Origin of the sequence: Agrobacterium larrymoorei, from assembly GCF_005145045.1 — a bacterium.
In the GTDB taxonomy this organism is placed as follows: Bacteria; Pseudomonadota; Alphaproteobacteria; order Rhizobiales; family Rhizobiaceae; genus Agrobacterium; species Agrobacterium larrymoorei.
In genome coordinates this window covers 1,332,621-1,350,245 of record NZ_CP039692.1, presented here as the reverse complement: position 1 = coordinate 1,350,245, position 17,625 = coordinate 1,332,621, and the positions used below count along the sequence as shown (strand labels likewise).

The 17,625-nt window shown below is 56.7% G+C and carries 14 protein-coding genes, 1 tRNA gene and 1 pseudogene; 6 read left to right on the top strand and 10 right to left on the bottom strand.

The window, feature by feature from the left end; translation table 11 throughout:
• Positions 1–249: 249 nt before the first annotated feature.
• Positions 250–2,475 (bottom strand): heavy metal translocating P-type ATPase, encoded by a 2,226-nt coding sequence (locus CFBP5473_RS20480; RefSeq protein WP_027675106.1) that lies wholly within the window; start codon positions 2,473–2,475, stop codon positions 250–252.
• 231 nt (positions 2,476–2,706) lie between these two features.
• On the opposite strand from CFBP5473_RS20480, the gene CFBP5473_RS20475 reads away from it, so the two are divergent.
• Positions 2,707–3,591 carry a DMT family transporter gene (locus tag CFBP5473_RS20475; RefSeq protein WP_027675107.1) on the top strand — a complete coding sequence of 295 codons (885 nt, stop codon included), beginning with the start codon at positions 2,707–2,709 and terminating at the stop codon, positions 3,589–3,591.
• On the opposite strand, the gene CFBP5473_RS20470 is transcribed toward CFBP5473_RS20475, so the two are convergent.
• A complete protein-coding gene (locus CFBP5473_RS20470; protein WP_027675108.1) occupies positions 3,586–4,674 on the bottom strand; it encodes an ornithine cyclodeaminase in 1,089 nt (362 codons plus the stop codon). The genes CFBP5473_RS20475 and CFBP5473_RS20470 overlap by 6 nt on opposite strands.
• Positions 4,675–4,685: 11 nt before the next feature.
• Positions 4,686–5,606, bottom strand: coding sequence for an arginase (gene rocF, locus CFBP5473_RS20465; RefSeq protein ID WP_027675109.1), 921 nt, complete (start codon positions 5,604–5,606; stop codon positions 4,686–4,688).
• A gap of 129 nt (positions 5,607–5,735) precedes the next feature.
• Here rocF and CFBP5473_RS20460 point away from each other — a divergent pair, with 129 nt between their 5' ends.
• The 3 genes and pseudogenes from CFBP5473_RS20460 to CFBP5473_RS25740 form a co-directional block, all read left to right on the top strand.
• A complete protein-coding gene (locus CFBP5473_RS20460; RefSeq protein WP_027675110.1) occupies positions 5,736–6,173 on the top strand; it encodes an Lrp/AsnC family transcriptional regulator in 438 nt (145 codons plus the stop codon).
• A gap of 106 nt (positions 6,174–6,279) precedes the next feature.
• A tRNA-Gln gene (locus tag CFBP5473_RS20455) sits at positions 6,280–6,353 on the top strand.
• 120 nt (positions 6,354–6,473) lie between these two features.
• Positions 6,474–6,581, top strand: a pseudogene (locus tag CFBP5473_RS25740) (DUF6538 domain-containing protein); the annotation flags it as partial.
• A 140-nt stretch (positions 6,582–6,721) separates the two neighbouring features.
• Here the strand turns inward: CFBP5473_RS25740 and CFBP5473_RS20450 are convergent.
• The 6 genes from CFBP5473_RS20450 to CFBP5473_RS20425 form a co-directional block, all read right to left on the bottom strand.
• The gene (locus CFBP5473_RS20450) at positions 6,722–7,702 is read right to left on the bottom strand and encodes a sugar phosphate isomerase/epimerase family protein (protein ID WP_027675111.1); all 981 of its coding nucleotides are present in this window, start codon (positions 7,700–7,702) and stop codon (positions 6,722–6,724) included.
• Between the two features lie 77 nt (positions 7,703–7,779).
• The gene (locus CFBP5473_RS20445; RefSeq protein ID WP_051441253.1) at positions 7,780–8,880 is read right to left on the bottom strand and encodes an ABC transporter ATP-binding protein; all 1,101 of its coding nucleotides are present in this window, start codon (positions 8,878–8,880) and stop codon (positions 7,780–7,782) included.
• A gap of 16 nt (positions 8,881–8,896) precedes the next feature.
• Complete coding sequence (locus CFBP5473_RS20440) at positions 8,897–10,414, bottom strand: DUF5060 domain-containing protein (RefSeq protein WP_027675112.1); 1,518 nt, start codon at positions 10,412–10,414, stop codon at positions 8,897–8,899.
• 29 nt (positions 10,415–10,443) lie between these two features.
• Positions 10,444–11,316: a carbohydrate ABC transporter permease gene (locus tag CFBP5473_RS20435; RefSeq protein WP_051441254.1), complete on the bottom strand. Its 873-nt coding sequence runs from the start codon at positions 11,314–11,316 to the stop codon at positions 10,444–10,446.
• Positions 11,313–12,212, bottom strand: coding sequence for a carbohydrate ABC transporter permease (locus CFBP5473_RS20430; protein WP_027675114.1), 900 nt, complete (start codon positions 12,210–12,212; stop codon positions 11,313–11,315). The genes CFBP5473_RS20435 and CFBP5473_RS20430 overlap by 4 nt, the downstream gene beginning before the upstream one ends.
• Before the next feature lie 92 nt (positions 12,213–12,304).
• Positions 12,305–13,555 (bottom strand): extracellular solute-binding protein, encoded by a 1,251-nt coding sequence (locus CFBP5473_RS20425; RefSeq protein ID WP_027675115.1) that lies wholly within the window; start codon positions 13,553–13,555, stop codon positions 12,305–12,307.
• Positions 13,556–13,768: 213 nt separating this feature from the next.
• Here CFBP5473_RS20425 and CFBP5473_RS20420 point away from each other — a divergent pair, with 213 nt between their 5' ends.
• Entirely contained in the window at positions 13,769–15,040 is a 1,272-nt protein-coding gene (locus tag CFBP5473_RS20420; protein ID WP_084631618.1) for an ROK family protein, read from the top strand.
• Positions 15,041–15,112: 72 nt separating this feature from the next.
• Here the strand turns inward: CFBP5473_RS20420 and zwf are convergent, their stop codons facing one another.
• A complete protein-coding gene (gene zwf / locus CFBP5473_RS20415) occupies positions 15,113–16,618 on the bottom strand; it encodes a glucose-6-phosphate dehydrogenase (RefSeq protein ID WP_027675117.1) in 1,506 nt (501 codons plus the stop codon).
• Positions 16,619–16,757: 139 nt separating this feature from the next.
• Here zwf and CFBP5473_RS20410 point away from each other — a divergent pair, with 139 nt between their 5' ends.
• Entirely contained in the window at positions 16,758–17,336 is a 579-nt protein-coding gene (locus CFBP5473_RS20410) for a histidine phosphatase family protein (RefSeq protein WP_027675118.1), read from the top strand.
• The last annotated feature ends 289 nt before the right edge of the window (positions 17,337–17,625 follow it).

Here is a 17,625-nt window from a genome sequence, read left to right as displayed (position 1 = left end):
GAGAACTGTGTCCGCAGTTCAGCCATATCACCCATCAACCAGCCTACACGAACCTAGAACCGCCCCTCGATAGGAAGGGCGGTGGCCAAGGTGATTTGTCGTTTGGCAATCAGCTTATGTCGGAAGTTACGCAACGGTCCCCTTGTGGGAGAGGATAGAAAACCTCGACTTCGCAAAGCGAAGTCCTAGGTTTTCTCGGGTAGAGGGGTTCGCGACTAAACCTCTGTTCTCGCGAACGTACATCAAACACTACTTCACCCCTCTCAACAACCGAAGCGCATTCATCGTCACCAGCACGGTCGCCCCCGTATCCGCCAAAATCGCAGGCCATAGACCAGTAATTCCCACGATGGTCGTCACCAGAAACACCGCCTTCAGCCCAAGCGACATGGCAATATTCTGATAGATATTGCGCATCGTCCGCTTGGAAAGAGCGATCATTCTGCCGACATCGCCGACGCGCCCGTGCAGAATTGCGGCATCTGCGGTTTCCAGCGCGACATCCGTCCCGCCACCCATGGCGATGCCCACATCGGCTGCGGCAAGGGCCGGTGCGTCGTTGATACCGTCACCCACCTTGCCGACGACGAAGCCCTGTTGCTTCAGCTCGCCCACGATGCGCTGCTTGTCTTCCGGCAGCAATTCGGCGCGCACTTCGATACCAAGCGTCTCGCCGATGGCACGGGCGGTGCGCTGGTTATCGCCCGTCAGCATCACCACCTTGACGCCCGCATCTTTAAGCGCCGTAAGCCCCTCGACAGCGTCCGCACGCGGCTCGTCGCGCATGGCAATCGCACCGCCCAGCTTGCCATCCACGACGAGAACAGACACCGTTTTGCCCTCATCGTTGAGCGCAGTCATCATGCGCTGATGCGCCGGGGGAATAGCCACAATTTCGGCAACAGCCTTAGCGGAGCCGAGAAAAACGGACTGTCCCTCCACTGTTGCCGATACGCCCTTGCCACCCAGCGCCTTTGCATCGCTGGCGGTCGGCACATCGATTTCATCCTCCTGCGCCATCGCAAGAATGGCGAGCGCCAACGGGTGGCTGGAGCCGGCTTCTAGGGCTGCAGCAAGCCGCAGGGTTTCCGGGCCGGATTTTCCAAACGGCACGAGATCCGTTACCTTCGGCTTTCCCTCCGTCAGCGTGCCGGTCTTGTCCAGAGCCACCGCCGTCAAGCGGCCCAGCCCTTCCAGCACCGCACCGCCCTTCATCAACAGGCCACGGCGTGCACCGGCGGAAAGCGAGGCGGCGATTGCCGCAGGTGTGGAAATGACCAGCGCGCAGGGGCAGCCGATCAGGAGAATGGCAAGGCCCTTATAGATCCATTCGCCCAAATCCCCACCCATGAAGAGCGGCGGAAGAACGGCCACCAAAGCAGCAACGACCACGACACCCGGCGTGTAATATTTCGAAAAGCGGTCAATAAAGCGCTCTGTCGGCGCCTTGCTTTCCTGCGCCTCCTCAACCAGCTTCACCACGCGCGCAATCGTATTGTCGGCGGCGGCGGCGGTCACGCGGATGCGCAGCGCAGCATCGCCGTTTACCGTTCCGGCAAAAACGCTGTCTCCGGCATTCTTCTGTACCGGCACGCTTTCCCCCGTCACGGGCGCTTCGTTGATGGCACTTTCACCGGAGAGAATGACGCCATCTGCCGATATCCGGTCGCCCGGGCGAACCAGAATGGTCGCGCCGATCTGCAGCGTCTCCGCAGGCACTTCACGGGTCTTGCCCGCCTCTTCAAGCAGCGCCGTTTTGGGAACGAGCGCGGAGAGAGATTTGATGCTGTCCCTCGCCTTTCCAGCCGCCACCCCTTCCAGCAACTCGCCAACCAGAAAGAGGAAAACGACCGCTGCCGCCTCTTCCGTCGCATTGATTGCCAAAGCACCCACCGCCGCAATCGTCATCAGCATCTCGATGGAGAAAGGCGTTCCGGCAAATGCCGCCATGATGGCGCGGCGCGCGATCGGCACCAGCCCAACCAACATGGCAATTGCGAAGGCATAGAGCTGGATCGCGGGCACGAGATGCCCGACAAGATAGGCAACCACAAGCGCGCCACCCGCCAGAATGGTCGCCCTGCCCTTCCTGCTTTTCCACCAAGGCCCTTCGTTCGGACCATGGTCATGCCCGTGAAGACCTTCGACACCATGCGCGTGATCGTGGCTGGCGCCGGTGTGGTTATGACCGCTATCATGGTCATGATTGCAGTCAGGGCCATGTGCATGAACAGGCTGGCTCGCCTCTTTACGGCCCACAAGCCGCTCCACCGTGAAGCCCAGCCCCTTCACCTTCTTGCCGATGGCGTCGAGATCGCTCGTCTCATCATGCTTCACGCTCATCGTTCCTGCGGTCACGGAAACGGAAACATCTTCCACGCCCTGCATGCGCCGAACGGCGGTGTCGATCTTGCTGGCGCAGGATGCGCAATCCATGCCGCCAACGCGAAATCTGGTCTGTGAAGCCATGCTCATCTGAGGTTCCTCTTTATGTTGAGCATGTCTTACGACCTCTAGCAACTAGAGCTACAAGAGCAAAAATGTCGTTTTCGATTTTTTCTCGAACCGCCGCCAATGCATGGCAGTTATTCGCAAATGGAACGGAATAAGCGGCCCTCTGGCCTTTCGCCCCGTGTGTTTTCCGTTAAATTGCGTTTTTATTAGAATATCGGCGTGTAGCTTGCGCTGGTCTGCCGCGAGACATTCATGCCCACCCAATCGACAGGACTTATTGACGCCCTCATGGCGTTCACCATCTTTGCAGTGCAGGATGGCATCTCCAAGCATCTCGGCCAGCTTTACCCGCCGGTTTTCGTCGTCATGCTTCGCTACTGGGCGTTCGCGGTCTTCGCCATCATCCTCGCCATGCGCTCCAGCGAAGGTTTGAAAGCCACGATGCGCGCCAACCGGCTGTGGCTGCAAATCAGCCGTGGCGTTCTTCTGGCAGTTCAGATCGTGCTCTCGATCTTTTCTTTCGCATGGGTCGGCCTTGCGCATACGCACTCCATCTTCGCCTCCATCCCCCTCATCGTCGCGGCGCTTTCCGTGCCGTTGCTTGGAGAAAAAGTGGGCTGGCGGCGCTGGTCGGCCATCCTTGTCGGCTTTCTCGGCGTACTTATCATTCTAAAGCCGGGCGAAACCGAGTTCGATCTCACGCTTCTCGTTACCTTCACCGCCGCTTTCATGCTGGCGCTCTATGGTGTGCTGACCCGCCTTGCCAGCCGAACCGATACTGCCATGACCAGCTTCTTCTATACCGGCGTTGCAGGTGCCGCAGCACTCACGCTCGTTGGCCCTTTTTATTGGGTCAACATGGCGCCGACGGACTGGCTGTGGATGCTGGCGCTCTGCATCACCGGCATGAGCGGCCATTATCTGCTCATTCGCGCTTTCGAGCTGGCGAATGCCGCAACCGTGCAGCCATTCTCCTATTACCAGCTCGTTCTCGTCTCCATCGTCGGGGTTACGATCTACGGCGAAGTGCTGACAGCCCACATGGTCATCGGCGCTATGGTGGTCATCGCGGCGGGCCTCTTCACCATATGGCGTGAACAGGTCAAGGCGAGAAAGCAAAGGCTCGAAAAGCTATAGAACGCCCTCCGGCTTCTTCTCTGGTGCCGCCTGCATGGCCGCTTCACAGCGCAGCAACATGCCGTATAGATCGCGCGGCTCATCCGGGTCCGCCAGCAGATCCAGCTCTTCGAACAGCCCTGTCTCGACAAGTTTCGAGCGAACGTAACGAAGCGCCGAAAAATCCTCGATGGCAAAGCCCACGCTGTCGAAAAGCGTGATCTGCCGCTCGTCCTTGCGGCCCTTCACTTTGCCCGCCATGACCTGCCATAGCTCGATCACCGGATGGTCTTCATCCAGTTGCTGAATCTCGCCCTCCACCCGCGTCTGCGGCGGGTATTCCACGAAAATATCGGAGCGTAGCAGAATGTCGCGGTGAAGCTCTGTCTTGCCCGGGCAATCCCCGCCGATCGCGTTGATGTGCACGCCGGGGCCAACCATATTGTCGGTCAGGATCGTCGCATACTGCTTGTCAGCCGTAACGGTGGTGATGATATCCGCGCCTTCCACCGCCTGCTCCGCGCTGTCGCAAATGGTGATGGAAAAACCCAGCCCTTGCAGATTGGCGTAACATTTCTGGCTGGCCGAAGGATCGATGTCATAAAGCCTCAACTGATCGACACCGAGAATCGCCTTGAAGGCGCGGGCCTGAAACTCGCTCTGCGCCCCATTGCCGATAATCGCCATGGAGCGGGCTCCGTCTCGCGACAGATGCCTGGCGGCAGCGGCCGAAGTCGCAGCGGTCCGAAGCGCCGTCAAAATCGTCATTTCCGATAGCAGCATGGGGTAGCCATTGCCCACATCGGAAAGAACACCGAACGCCGTCACGGTCTGCCGCCCCTCGCGCGTGTTTTTCGGATGTCCGTTCACATATTTGAAGCCATAGAGCGTACCATCGCTCGTCGGCATCAGCTCGATCACGCCTTCCTGCGAATGCGAAGCCACGCGTGGCGTCTTGTCGAATGTCTCCCAGCGCAGAAAATCTTCCTCGATCACATCAGCCAGTTCGCGCAAAAACGTGTCGATGCCAACCTTCAACACCAGCTTCATCATGTGGTCCACGCTGACGAAGGGCACCACGTTCAGCTTCGGTATGGATGTCATGGCTTTCCTCCTCAGCCTGCTCTTGTCGGACGGTCCATCACGCGCTTGCCCATAAGGCTCGCCGTCAAGTCCACCATCAATGTCGCCGTGCGCCCGCGCTCGTCCAGAAACGGGTTCAGTTCCACAAGGTCCAGGCTGCTGACGAGACCGCTGTCATGCAGCATCTCCATCACCAGATGCGCCTCGCGAAATGTCGCGCCACCCGGAACGGTCGTTCCAACGGCGGGCGCGATGGAAGGGTCGAGAAAATCCACGTCGAAGCTCACATGCAAAAGCCCGTTCGCCGCCTCCACCCGCGCCAGAAACTCCCGCAGCAACACCGCCACGCCATGCTCATCAATCGAGCGCATGTCATGCACGGTAATGCCCGAATCGGTAAGCGCCGCACGCTCGGCGGGATCGACGCTTCTTATACCGATCATGCAGATATTGTTCGGATCGACCGGATGTTCGAGCACCGGAAAATAGCCTTCGAATCCGCTGCGCCCCGTATAATAGGCCACCGGCGTCCCATGCAGATTGCCGCTGCGCGTCGTCTCGAGCGTGTGAAAATCCGTATGCGCATCCAGCCACAAAACGAAAAGCGGTCGTTTCTGCTCTGCCGCGCGGCGCGCAAGCCCCGCCACCGTTCCGGCGGAAATAGCATGGTCCCCGCCCAGAAAAATCGGCAGCGCGTCTGCGCTTTCACGATAAGCGACATCGATCAGCGTCTCCGTCCAGGCCACGGTTTCCGGCAGATGGTGAACCGCAGGATTGGGATGGCTGATCTCGCGCAACGGCGCTGGCGATACATTGCCAAGATCGGTCACCTTGTGCCCAAGCTCTTCCAGCGATGCTTTCAGCCCGGCAATGCGCAGCGCACTCGGCCCCATCTCGCAGCCCAACTGACCCGCACCAATCTGCAAAGGAACCCCGATCAACGTGCAGTTCATACCATCCTCCATCTCAACGAATTTCCTACCATGACACCACAAAGCACTGGAGGAATGAACAAGGACGATTGGCAAATTTTCCCAATTGACTTATCGTTTTGATCAATCGATCTGCCAAAATGGTGATACGTGGATAATCTGGACGAAAAACTCATCACCCTGCTGCGCCACAACGGGCGCCGAAGCATCTCCGATCTCGCCATCGAAACCGGCGCCTCACGCGCCACCATCCGAGCCAGAATGGAGCGTCTCGAACAAACCGGCACGATCATCGGCTACACCGTTATCCTGCGTGCAGATGCAGTGGAGGCGGCGGTGCGAGGTGTCATGATGATCGAAATCGAAGGTCATGTGACGGATAGGGTCATCAAAACCCTCGGCGGCTTCTCCGAAATCTCGGAAATCCACTCCACGAACGGTCGCTGGGATCTCATCGTAGAACTCAGCGCTGCCACCCTCACCGACTTCGACGCCATACTCCGCCGCATCCGCCTCGTTCCCGGCATAACCGGCAGCGAAACCAGCCTCATCCTCTCCACACCACGCTCCACAAAGGCCAGACTTTGAGGGTGATCGAAAACAAGAAGCAAAAAATGCATTTTTCGACTTGCATAGCCGAACAAATCATCTATATCACGACCCACCAAACGAAAGCGCCACGCGCTTCTCGAGTTGGGGAATAGTTCAATGGTAGAACGGCGGACTCTGACTCCGTTAATCTTGGTTCGAATCCAGGTTCCCCAGCCAATTTTCACTGTAATTCAATAATTTAGATTTGTGTCGCAGCGTTGTTGGCACCATCACAACGAGCGTTTTTGGGCGATGTCGAACATCTTTCCGCGCTAAGTTGATCCCTTCTTCCTCAGGCGACGTGGCCCCGCTCCGCTCCAAGCTCGCCTAGGGCAGACAGAGATATTAAGATCCTTAAAGACCACCATGCGAAGAACAGCCAGAGCGCGGGCTGCGCACCTATGATCCTCTCCGATCTACACGATGTAACTATTGGACAAGGTTGACGCCAAGACACCCTGGCTGGGGTGCGTCGTTGATATTCTTTAACACTATCTAATTTTGGCCACGACGCAGTCAAACTATGACTGCGTCGTGGCAGGCGTCTACATGGCTCCAAACAAAGCTTTTTGAGCGATTTTCAGCGCGCCGATCGCGTCGTGACGCGACTGCGCTTCTTTCAGGGCGTCCACATCCAAAGCATCGAGACCTCGTGCTGCGGCTTTCAGGAAGTCGATGGCGTGGTTGGCGGTTGCGACGCTGTCCTCGCGGAACGGGAACTGGTCCAGTTGCCATACGCCTTCCCATTTGTTCTTTCTCAGCACATGGAAGAATTCGAACAGTTCGATGGGATGCAAGCTGCCAGCGACGAGATCGTCATCCCAGGAACGATAATTATCGTTCACGTCCATGCCGAAAAGCCGTCCATAATCGATTGCCAGTTGGGCGCTGTCGGCAGCCGATTCCCCGCCCATGATCGCATGGCCGAAATCGAGAAGAATGCCGACATTCGGCAAGCCGATTTTCTCGATACCCAGCAGCGTCCGCGCCACCGAACCAAAGCTCATGCGCACGCGCGGCTCGCGGGGCTTGTATTCGATCACGAATTTCAGATCGGGATTTTCGCTGGCAAGCTGGCCGACGCCATCGAGAGAGTGCTTCCACAGCGTTCCGTAATCCACCTGGAAGGGATAATCCCAGCCATCCTGGCCAGGCCACAGCTTCACGTAATCGGCGCCGAAGTAACGCACCTGTTCGCAAGCTTCCGTTACCAGTTCGTGGGTGCGGCGGCGCACCCCGGCATCGGGATTGGTGAACGAGCCTTTGACGAATTCACGCGTGTAGATTTCCGGCGTGATGCCGATGACGCCAAGCTTGTTTCGGTCGAGCGCCTCCTTCACCTGGGCGTTGGAAAAATTCCCGCCGAAGAAAGGATAGTTGATATCGACCACCGAAAGGTCATTCACCTGGCCTGCAAGGTCGATAGCATCGATCACGCTGCGAGGCGTGCCGTAGCCGTCGGTCGCATAGCGATCCAGATAGGTGGCGAAGTGCCAGATTCCGGCACCGAAACGTTGTGTACCCATGTGTCTCCTCCAAGTTCTCTGATGACGAATAAGTGTAGAATGAGACCGCGGTTGCGCCCATCCCACATCTCGGAATTTTAGATTTCAGTTTCGCCGCGCGCTGAGATGCCTGCCTCGGCAGCCAGACGCTCCTGCGTGGACCTGTCGAAGAAATGGACTTTCGGCGACTGGAAGGACAGCCTGATCGACTGATCGATCTTGAAGTCCGTTCGGTCTCGAACGAGGCAGGTTATTTCCTGCCCCTCAAGGTCCACGACAAGATGCGTTTCGGAGCCTGTCGGTTCGACAAGCTTGACGACGGCATCGATCCCCTTCTCACTGCCAATCACGATGTCTTCCGGGCGGATACCGAGCACCACCTGCTGACCCACAGCTTCCTGTGGCGCTCCGGAGAGATGAAGCCGTCCACCCTTTTCCGTGACGAGCGTCTGCGCATCCTGAAGCGTACCCTCAATGAAATTCATGGCTGGCGAACCAAGGAAACCGGCGACGAACATGTTTTTCGGGTGATCATAGAGATCGATAGGCGTTCCGATCTGCTCTACGATGCCGCCATGCAGGACCACGATCTTGTCCGCCATGGTCATCGCTTCGATCTGATCGTGCGTGACATAGACGATGGTGCTTTTGAGACGTTGGTGCAACGCCTTGATCTCGGCCCGCATCTTCACCCGTAATTTTGCATCGAGGTTCGAAAGCGGCTCATCGAAGAGAAAGACCTTGGGGTTGCGCACGATGGCGCGCCCCATTGCGACGCGTTGGCGTTGACCGCCGGAAAGTTGCCCCGGCTTGCGGTCGAGAAGCGACTGAAGACCGAGGATGGCTGCGGCCTCGCCAACCTTGCGGTCGATTTCCGGCTTCTTCGCGCCCGCGAGTTCCAGCGCAAACCCCATGTTCTGGGCAACCGTCATCTGCGGATACAGGGCATAGTTCTGGAAAACCATGGCGATGTCCCGGTCCTTCGGTTGAAGGTTGTTGACCACCCTGCCGTCTATGCTGATCTCGCCAGCCGTGATCTCTTCGAGACCGGCAATCATCCGCAAAAGTGTGGATTTACCGCATCCCGAAGGTCCGACGAGAATGACGAATTCTCCGTCGCCGATCTCGACATCGACGCCATGGATGATATCGACCGCGCCAAAGGACTTTTTGACATTATTGATGCTTAGCCCGGCCATAGCCGCTCTCCCCTGATTATCGCTTTCTGCGCACGCGCAAAGCCTGATGGGGCTTGCGTGGAATTTCGACGCCAAAAGCGGCGTCGGCTTTTCCTCCCCGGGTAATCGCACCGTGCCTTACGGGGTGCGTCACCGGTGCCGCGACTTTCCTTGCCGGTGAAACAGTCATGTTCCACGTATCGATCAGATCGACATCGTAATCACCGTCATCGAGCGGAAGTCCCGATGACCAGATGACGGGTTGGTGCTCGCCAAAATAGATGAGGCGGAAATCGCCGTTCCCGTCCCGCGCCCCGGAAACGCGCGACCACGGCCATTGCGTTACCGGACCGAGCGGATCAAGTCCTTGCCCGGCGTCTTTCAGAAGATCATGAAGAAAGCCGATGCGCTTCCAGGCTTCCCCGTGCAGAACCCCGCCCTTTGCCCACCAGATCAGATCATCCGCATTGGAATAGGTTTCACCGTGACCTATGTAGCCGCCGCGAGTGACCGTAATCCAGTATCGATGAACCAGCTCCTGCGCACTGAGGTTGCCCCAGGATTCCAGAATGTCGCCTTCATATTCCGGCTCGTCGTTGACGATTGGCTTTCCATAGGTGTCGCGCCATTCCTGCGTGCGCTTCACGTCCGGATTCTGGATGCAGACATGGGTGACCCATGGTTTGCGGTGGTCGTAATTGGCGGTAACATCGCCATTGTGGATCGACCGCAGGTGTTGGTACGGGTCGTTCTCCTCCAGAATGTGGAAGTAACGGTCCCACTGGTTCAACGGCTTCGTGTCCAGCAGGAAGTCATATTCATTGGCAAGCGACCACCAGACATTTCTGTAAGCCGAAAGGCGTGCCGCCAGATAGGCGACGTAGCGGTAATCCTGCTCGGCGGACATATCCGCATAGCCCCATCGGTCATAGGGGTGAAACATGATGATGTCCGCTTCGATCCCCAATTCGCAGAGAGCTGCGACCTGACGCTCAAAATGACGGAAGAGTTGCGGATTTGGACGATCGAAATCCTCCTTTCCGTCGGCGCCTTTTTCAAAGCACGCATGAAGCGGTTCATTGGTGTTGTATGGGTAATCCTTCGGGAAGACGCCCATTCTGATCTTGTTGAAACGCGTCTTCTGCAACGTTTCCAGCGTTTGGGCCTGCATGGCCGGCGGCTGGTGGGTCCAGGCGTAACACGTTGTGCCAAAAGGGAAGAACGGCGTGTCATCCGCATAGGCAAAGTGGAACTTGTTGCGCACGCGTACCGGACCGCGGTTGTTTCCGGTGGCGGGTGTCGCGATCAGCGAACCCGTCTTTTCATTGAGTTCATCGGTCTTGGAGCGGGTCTTGAAGCTCCATTCGCCTTCCACATCAGGCATGAAGCGAATGCGGTATTCACCGTTTCCATCATAGAAGCCTGGAACGCGAACCTTACGGCTTTTATGCGTGAAGATGGCATCGAATGCCACGTCGAGATAGGGATTGCCGTTTGAAGGACCTGTAAAGGAGGCCTCGAACAAACCCCATTTTTCGACTGTTGCATCGGACATGTTTTTCTCCTCGAAGATGAATGCAGGGCTCAGCCCTTGACCGCGCCGGAGGTGAGGCCCGACACGAAGTAACGTTGGAATATGAGGTAGACGAGCGTGGCTGGCAGCACGGTCATGACGATGGCCGCATTGAGTTCGCCGTAATTGCTGGAGAACTGACCCTGGAAAGACATCAGGCCCAGTGGCAGGGTCCACATCTTCTGGTCTTGCAGAAGCACCAGCGCCATGGCGAATTCGTTCCAGGTGGAAACGAAATCCAGGATGAAAAGGGCCGCCAGCACCGGAAGGCATACCGGCAGAAAGATGCGCCGGAAGATCGTGAAATGCGACGCGCCATCGATCAGCGCGGCCTCCGACAACTCCTTCGGAATGCCTTTGAAAAAGCCATGCAGAATGAAGACCTGATAGGGCACGCCGAAGGCGATATAGGGCAGGATCACGCCCGGATAGGTATCGATCAGGCCGAACGAATTCACCAGGGTAAACAGCGGCGCCAGCATGACCTGAAACGGGATCATCGTGCCAAACACGACGAGCAGCAACAAAGCCTTCCCGAACTTTAGGCGCATCTTCGCAAGCGCATAGGCCGCCATTGCCGAGATCGCCAGACCGAGCGGAACCTTGACGATGGTGATGATGACACTGTTGACGAAAGAGCGCGCAAAGCTGCCCCGGTTCCACGCGCTCGAATAATTATCCCACGCAACATCGACAGGCGGCATGAAGGCCCCCGTACTCGTCACATCCGCCGGGCTCTTCAAGGACGTGAAGACAATAAAGATGAAGGGTGCGACCCAGACAAGGGCAACGGCGAACAGGGCGATCCAGAGCCCGATCAGAACCGGATCACGCTTTGTATTGCGGGGTGGGATATGTGCGTCTGCTGCGGAAAGGTGGCTCACTGTTCGTGCTCCTCGTTCTTTTGCATCCAGCGCAGATAGGGAATGACGATCACCATGGTAATCATGAGCAGAACGACGGAAATTGCTGAGCCCCTGCCGAAGTCGAAAATCTGCATGGACTGGGTAAAGGCCCAGAGCGCCAGCATCTGCGTACTTTGCGCTGGCCCACCACCGGTCAGGCCATAGACGATATCGAAGGCTTTGAGCGACGAGATGATCGACAGTACAAGCACCACCGTCAGTGTGGGACGAAGGGCAGGAAGCGTGACGTGCTTGAAAACGGCCCAGCGACCGGCACCATCGATGCGGGCGGCTTCGACCAGGGTCTGGGATACGTTTTGCAGACCTGCCAGAAACAGCACCATCGAAAAGCCGACGGTTTGCCAGATATAGGCGACGAATGCCGAATAGAGCGCAATGTCCTTGTTGCCCAGCCAGTCCTGAATCCAGTCCTGCATTCCCCAGTTGATCAGGAGTTGATTGAACAGACCGAAGAAGGGATCGTACATCCACTTCCACATGGTCGCGACGGCGATAGGCGCAATGATAACAGGGAGATAGAATATCGCGCGCAGGCTGTTTCGCCCGAAAATCTTCTGGTTGAGGCTGAGCGAAAGAAGAAGCCCTATTGCCGGGGGAAAGATAAGACTCATCACCGTCCACAGCACGGTATTGCTGAAGGCCATCCAGAAAACCGGATCGCGCGTAAAGATGGCAACATAATTCGCCAGCCCGACAAACTGGCGATCCGGCGAGAGCCCGTCCCATTTCTGGAAACTCAGGACCACGACGTTGAGCATGGGATACAGTGCGAAAATGGCATAGATCACCAGTGCCGGGACAAGCAGGATGGCTGCCTGTACGCGTGTATCATGCGACAGTTGCTTGGATGACATCGTTTCCTCCGGGCAGCGCAAATGCTGCCAGTCTCATGTTCGAGGCGAGGCCGGTCGGTCGCTTCGCCAACCGGCCTTCATCTTGAGAGGAATCAGCTTCTGCTGGATATGAAGGTCTGCAGCTGTTTGGCGGCATCGGCAGGCGTTACGCCACCGGAGGCGACACCGTTGATGACACGGAAATATTCCGTCGTAACATCGAGCGGGAAGGCCTGATCGCCATTCATGTAGACCTGTCCATATTTGTTGAATATGTCCAGCCACTCCGCCTCAAGCGGCTTCTGGTCGGTGTATTTGACGTTCTTGTTGATCGAGATCGAACTGAACTGACCCAGAAGATCCTGCTGCACCTTCGTAGACAGGAAATAATCGAGGAATTTGGCGGCTGTGTCCGGGTTTTTGCTCTTGGTGCTCACGTAATTATATTCGGCAAAGCCATAGAGACGGTTCGTGTTGGTCGGAAACGGGAAGATACCGTAGTCATCCAGATTGACCTTGGAACCCGAAAGCTGGCTCACCAGCCAGTCCCCCTCCAGCATCATCGCTGCACGCCCGGCGGTAAACAGGCTGTAGGACTGCTTGTTGTCGATGCCCATGAATGGCTGCAAGGTATAGTCCTTGGTCCACTTGGCGAATTCGGTAAAGGAATCCGTCGCGCATGGTTCCTTCGTCCAGTCGAGTTTCATCGACTTCAAAGCGTCATGCTTCTCAGCGCCGCACTTCGTCTCCAGAATGACATCCATCAGGCGCATCACGTGCCAGTTGACCGTGCCGCCGAATGTGAACGGAGCGATACCGGCATCCTTGAGTTTCTGTGCATCGGCAAGAAATTCTTCGTAGGTTTTCGGCTCCTCGGTAATGCCCGCCTTTGCGAACAGCTTCTTGTTATAATAAACGGCCTCACCCTTGAAGGTGAATGGAACCCCGTGCTTGCCACCCGGATAAAGGTCTGCGAATGCCGCCGCAGAAGGAAGCAGTTCGTCATTCCACTTATATTCGGTGTAGTATTTATCGAGCGGTAGCGAGAGACCAGCCTTGACGTATTCGCCGCCAAGCCCCAGCCCTGCCCAACTGAAATAAATATCAGGCCCGCGATTGGAGCCAGCGGCAACGCGCAGTGCCGTCTTGTGCTCATCGATGCCGCGCTGCACGATCTCTATTTTCGTATCGGGATTTGCAGCCTCGAAATCGGTCGCGACTTTCTTCAGTGCGATGTTTGCGGCGTTGTTATCGAAATTCAGCGTCCATAGCGTAAGGGTCTCCGCCTGTGCGGATGTGAACGCCGTACCGGCAGCAATCGCTGCTGCACCAATCAATCCAAGCTTATTCCAGATTTTCGGCATGTTTGCTCCTCCACTCAGCCAAGATCCAGTTGGACTTTCCGACACTTATAGACCGCAGGCGCCGCCTGAATGATCGTCCGACGATCCACAGGTCCGCCTCCGTCTCTTTCGTGCTCCTCCACCGACATTTCTTCCCCAGCCATCGAAATCTGTCAAGACTTTTTTCAATTTCGAAATAAGTTGCTTTCTGGATGCGATTAAAGCGTGAAATCCATGGAAATTTCCCGCTATATTTTTCTAATAAGAAAAATGTTGTGCCCGTCGATGAAACCGCTATTCATCGTTCAGGAGATCGGAATGGATGAATTCAGAGAACTTTTTGGAAGCTTAGACGCGCCCGCCGGGAAAATAGTACGTGCAATTGCGAGCTCGGGGTCCGTGACCGCGACGGAACTGGTCTCTTCGACCGGCCTTGCCCGGTCGACGGTGTCTACATTGCTGACCGATCTGAAAGAGCGCGGAATAGTTTTGGAAGGCGAAACCCGGAGCGGAGGGTTCGGGCGCCCTACACGTCTGATATCCCTCAATCCTGACAAGGGTTTCTGCGCCGGAGTTCTGCTTGGCCTGAACGAGCTTCGGATCGCCGTTTGCGATCTAGCTCACACCGTTCTGTCCGATTGCTGGTTCGAAATGCCGCCAGACTATACGCCGGAATTCGCTGCCGAGCAGGTAGCCCTACATCTGAAGGAGCAATGCGACGCGATTGGTATCGAAGCGAGCAAACTGATTGGACTGGGGCTTGCCGTTTCCGCGCCCGTGTCCTTCGATGGCAGAATTCTCAACGGCTCTATATTGCCCACATGGTCGGGCATAGACGTTGCAAACGTGTTTTCGTCCCGGATCGAGTGCCCGATTTTTCTTGAAAATGAAAGTCATTGCGGCGCACTCGCAGAAATGACATGGGGTGCCGCCGTGGGAGAGCGGAACTTCGTTCTGTTCAAATTCGATCTCGGCATTGGTGGCGCAATCGTCATCAACGGCACCGTGCAACGCGGGGCGTTCGGTAACGCAGCCGAGTTCGGCCATATCTCTCTTAATCCCCATGGCCCGCTATGCCGTTGCGGCAACCGTGGCTGTCTTGAGACCTATGCCGGAGGATTCAACTTGATGCGCATCGCCGAGCAGGCGACGGGCAAAAAGGTGAATCTGGAAGAATTCGTCAAGCTGATACAGGAGGGCGAACCCTCTTACGTGAGGCTTATGGAAGATGCTGCCGAAATGGCTGGCTGGGGCATGGGAATAGCCTCGACTATCATCAGCCCCCCTCTATTCGTCATCTCGGGCAAGCTTGCCTTGGCAGGGGAACCTTTTGTCGCTGCCCTAAGGCGCAACTTTGCAAGGCACAGCCTGCGCCCGCCCAATTACGCACCCGAATTGAGATCCCCTCGCTTCGTCACCGGGAAATTCACGGGAAACGACGACACCGTTATGGGAGCCGTCGCACTGGTTCTTCATCAACATGGACAGGTAAGTTTCCCCGGTTGACGCACCTCTTCGAGCCACGGGTCAACGCACGCGCCCGTAGCCCGTTGAGCGCTTCTGCTCGTAAACACCAAATTACCGGTGCAAAACGACGCCGAGCTCGTGCCACTCCCGCTTGTCCTTTTGGATCAGGTCATCCGCGGAGGCCGGTCCCATGCTGCCGGGCGCGTAGATTTCCGGGGTTGTGTCGTTACCTGCCCAGGCATCAAGAAACGGCTGGACCGCCGCCCATCCCGCTTCGATGCTGTCTGCGCGCTGAAACAGCGTTTGATCGCCTATGAACAGATCGTAGATCAAGGATTCATAGCCGGTCGTGTGCCCGATATCGAACCTGTCGGCATAACGGAAATCAAGCGATACGGGCACGGTTTCAACGGATTGACCAGGGCGTTTGATCGATATCTCCATGCTCATGCCCTCATCCGGCTGAACCTGAATGACAAGACGGTTTGGCGGCAGGCGTTTTGCCACTTCGGTATCGCGGAACTGGGCAAACGGCACCTTGTTGAAGGTGATGACGATTTCGGTGTCCCGCGCTTTCAAGGCTTTGCCCGTTCGCAGATAGAATGGCACTCCCGCCCAGCGCCATGTGTCGGCGTAGAGCTTGAGGGCGACATAGGTCTCGGTTCGACTATCGGATGCCACATCAGCCGTTTCCCTATATGCGTTCACCTGCTGCCCATTGAGATGTCCGGACCCATACGCACCCCGCACGCTGTTTGCAGCCGCCTCCTCCGTCGAATAGATACGAAGAGCTTTCAGCACCTTTCCTTTTTCGTTGCGAACCGCCTCGGCATCGAAACTGTTCGGCGGCTCCATGGCGATCATCGCCAGCAACTGAAACAGATGGTTTGGAACCATGTCCCTGAGCGCGCCTGTCGCGTCATAGAACTTGCCGCGACTGCCGACATCGACAATCTCAGCCGCCGTGATCTGCACATGGTCGATATAATTGTTGCTCCACAGGCCTTCGATGATCATGTTGGCAAAGCGCGCCGTCATCAGGTTCTGCACGGTTTCCTTTCCAAGGAAATGATCGAGCCGATAGACTTGCGTCTCAGAAACCTTCGCCAGTATCTGGGAATTGAGAGCCCGCGCAGAGGCAAGGTCCGTACCAAACGGTTTCTCGATTGCGACGCGCCGAAAGCGGCTTTCCGTTTCCTCCATCAGGCCATGAGCGGCAAGCTTCTCAACGATCGAACCAAAAAAGACAGGCGGCACGGCAAGGTAAAAAGCGGCGTTCGCCGTCGGTCCCAGCCGTTTTCCAATGGCATCGTAAATGTCGTCCTTCGTGAAATCGCCGCCCATATACGAAATCCGGGATTTCAAGCTTTTCCAGGCATCATCCTCCGTCGTCTTTTCATCCGGGTGAGGATTGAGCTGGCTCAAAAACTGATCGAGGCGCCCTCGCAGAAATTCGTCATCGCCCTGATCGATGCCGACGCCGAGAATGGTGAGGTCATTTCCCACGAGACCGCTTCGGGTCAGGTTGATAATCGCGGGGATAAGCAGGCGACGTGTCAGATCGCCGGTGGCACCGAAAATGACGAGAGTGACTGGCGGCGCTGATTTTGAGACCATCAAACTTGGCTTCCTTCTATGAAAATCGCAGAGATAAGTGGCATAGGCCCGGATCAGTCGCTCTCCGACGAAGAGGGCTTTCCCGAAAAGAGAACAGGCTTATCTTATATAGGATCGAGACTTATGGAAGGGATGAGCCATGCCGACATCGTTGCCGCAGATTTTTCTGGTTCGACACGGCGAAACCGCCTGGTCGGTATCGGGTCGCCATACCGGAAGGTCGGATATCGACCTGACGCCCAACGGAGAAGCGGCTGCAAGAACACTTGCCGGACGCCTGAAAGAAATGACCGCCGATATCGTCTGGTCAAGCCCTTCCCTGCGAGCGCGAAGGACATGCGAACTTGCCGGATTTGCTTCCGGAATGTCCGTGAAGGCTGATCTTCAGGAGTGGGATTACGGACAGTACGAGGGGATCACCACAAAAGAAATTCATAAGACCTCACCCGGCTGGCAGCTTTTCCGCGATGGCGCTCCGGGCGGCGAAAGCGTTGAACAGGTGGGACAACGAGCAGATCGCATCATCCAAGACATCAGGCACAGCGGCGCAACGATCCTCATCTTCTCAAGCTCCCATTTCCTGCGGGTGCTGGCAGCGAGATGGATCGGCCTTCCACCCGACCGCGGACAAAGCTTCGTGCTCGACACCGCAAGTATCAGCACGCTCGGGTACGAGCACAATCTTCAAGAACCGGTCATCCGGGCGTGGAACACTTGAAGACCGTTACAGTGGACCACCGGTCCAAGCTATGGAACAGCGGGACCGCGAGTGGCATACTTGCATCCAGGAGTATCGACGTTAGATTTGAGTGCACCAGCAAGATCAACGGAACTTTAGGGTCGGTATTCATTCAAATTCATGCGGTAACTGCTGAAACAATGGCAATTGCAGATCGAATAGTCCGCAGCAAGCCTGTCGTATCGAGTTGCTATGCGTCGCCAGTTTTGAGCCGCAGAACAAGCAGCCGCGAGCTGTGGCTATTGCGAGAGGGGCGCAACCATCAAGA

What these genes read in the sequence shown, in the direction of transcription:
- CFBP5473_RS20420 (WP_084631618.1), top strand. Translation starts at nt 13,769, where the DNA reads ATGGAAATTTCCCGCTATATTTTTCTAATAAGAAAAATGTTGTGCCCG.
- CFBP5473_RS20440 (WP_027675112.1), bottom strand. Translation starts at nt 10,414, where the DNA reads ATGTCCGATGCAACAGTCGAAAAATGGGGTTTGTTCGAGGCCTCCTTT.
- CFBP5473_RS20410 (WP_027675118.1), top strand. Translation starts at nt 16,758, where the DNA reads ATGCCGACATCGTTGCCGCAGATTTTTCTGGTTCGACACGGCGAAACC.
- CFBP5473_RS20470 (WP_027675108.1), bottom strand. Translation starts at nt 4,674, where the DNA reads ATGACATCCATACCGAAGCTGAACGTGGTGCCCTTCGTCAGCGTGGAC.
- CFBP5473_RS20430 (WP_027675114.1), bottom strand. Translation starts at nt 12,212, where the DNA reads ATGTCATCCAAGCAACTGTCGCATGATACACGCGTACAGGCAGCCATC.
- CFBP5473_RS20480 (WP_027675106.1), bottom strand. Translation starts at nt 2,475, where the DNA reads ATGAGCATGGCTTCACAGACCAGATTTCGCGTTGGCGGCATGGATTGC.
- CFBP5473_RS20450 (WP_027675111.1), bottom strand. Translation starts at nt 7,702, where the DNA reads ATGGGTACACAACGTTTCGGTGCCGGAATCTGGCACTTCGCCACCTAT.
- CFBP5473_RS20425 (WP_027675115.1), bottom strand. Translation starts at nt 13,555, where the DNA reads ATGCCGAAAATCTGGAATAAGCTTGGATTGATTGGTGCAGCAGCGATT.
- CFBP5473_RS20445 (WP_051441253.1), bottom strand. Translation starts at nt 8,880, where the DNA reads ATGGCCGGGCTAAGCATCAATAATGTCAAAAAGTCCTTTGGCGCGGTC.
- rocF (WP_027675109.1), bottom strand. Translation starts at nt 5,606, where the DNA reads ATGAACTGCACGTTGATCGGGGTTCCTTTGCAGATTGGTGCGGGTCAG.
- CFBP5473_RS20475 (WP_027675107.1), top strand. Translation starts at nt 2,707, where the DNA reads ATGCCCACCCAATCGACAGGACTTATTGACGCCCTCATGGCGTTCACC.
- zwf (WP_027675117.1), bottom strand. Translation starts at nt 16,618, where the DNA reads ATGGTCTCAAAATCAGCGCCGCCAGTCACTCTCGTCATTTTCGGTGCC.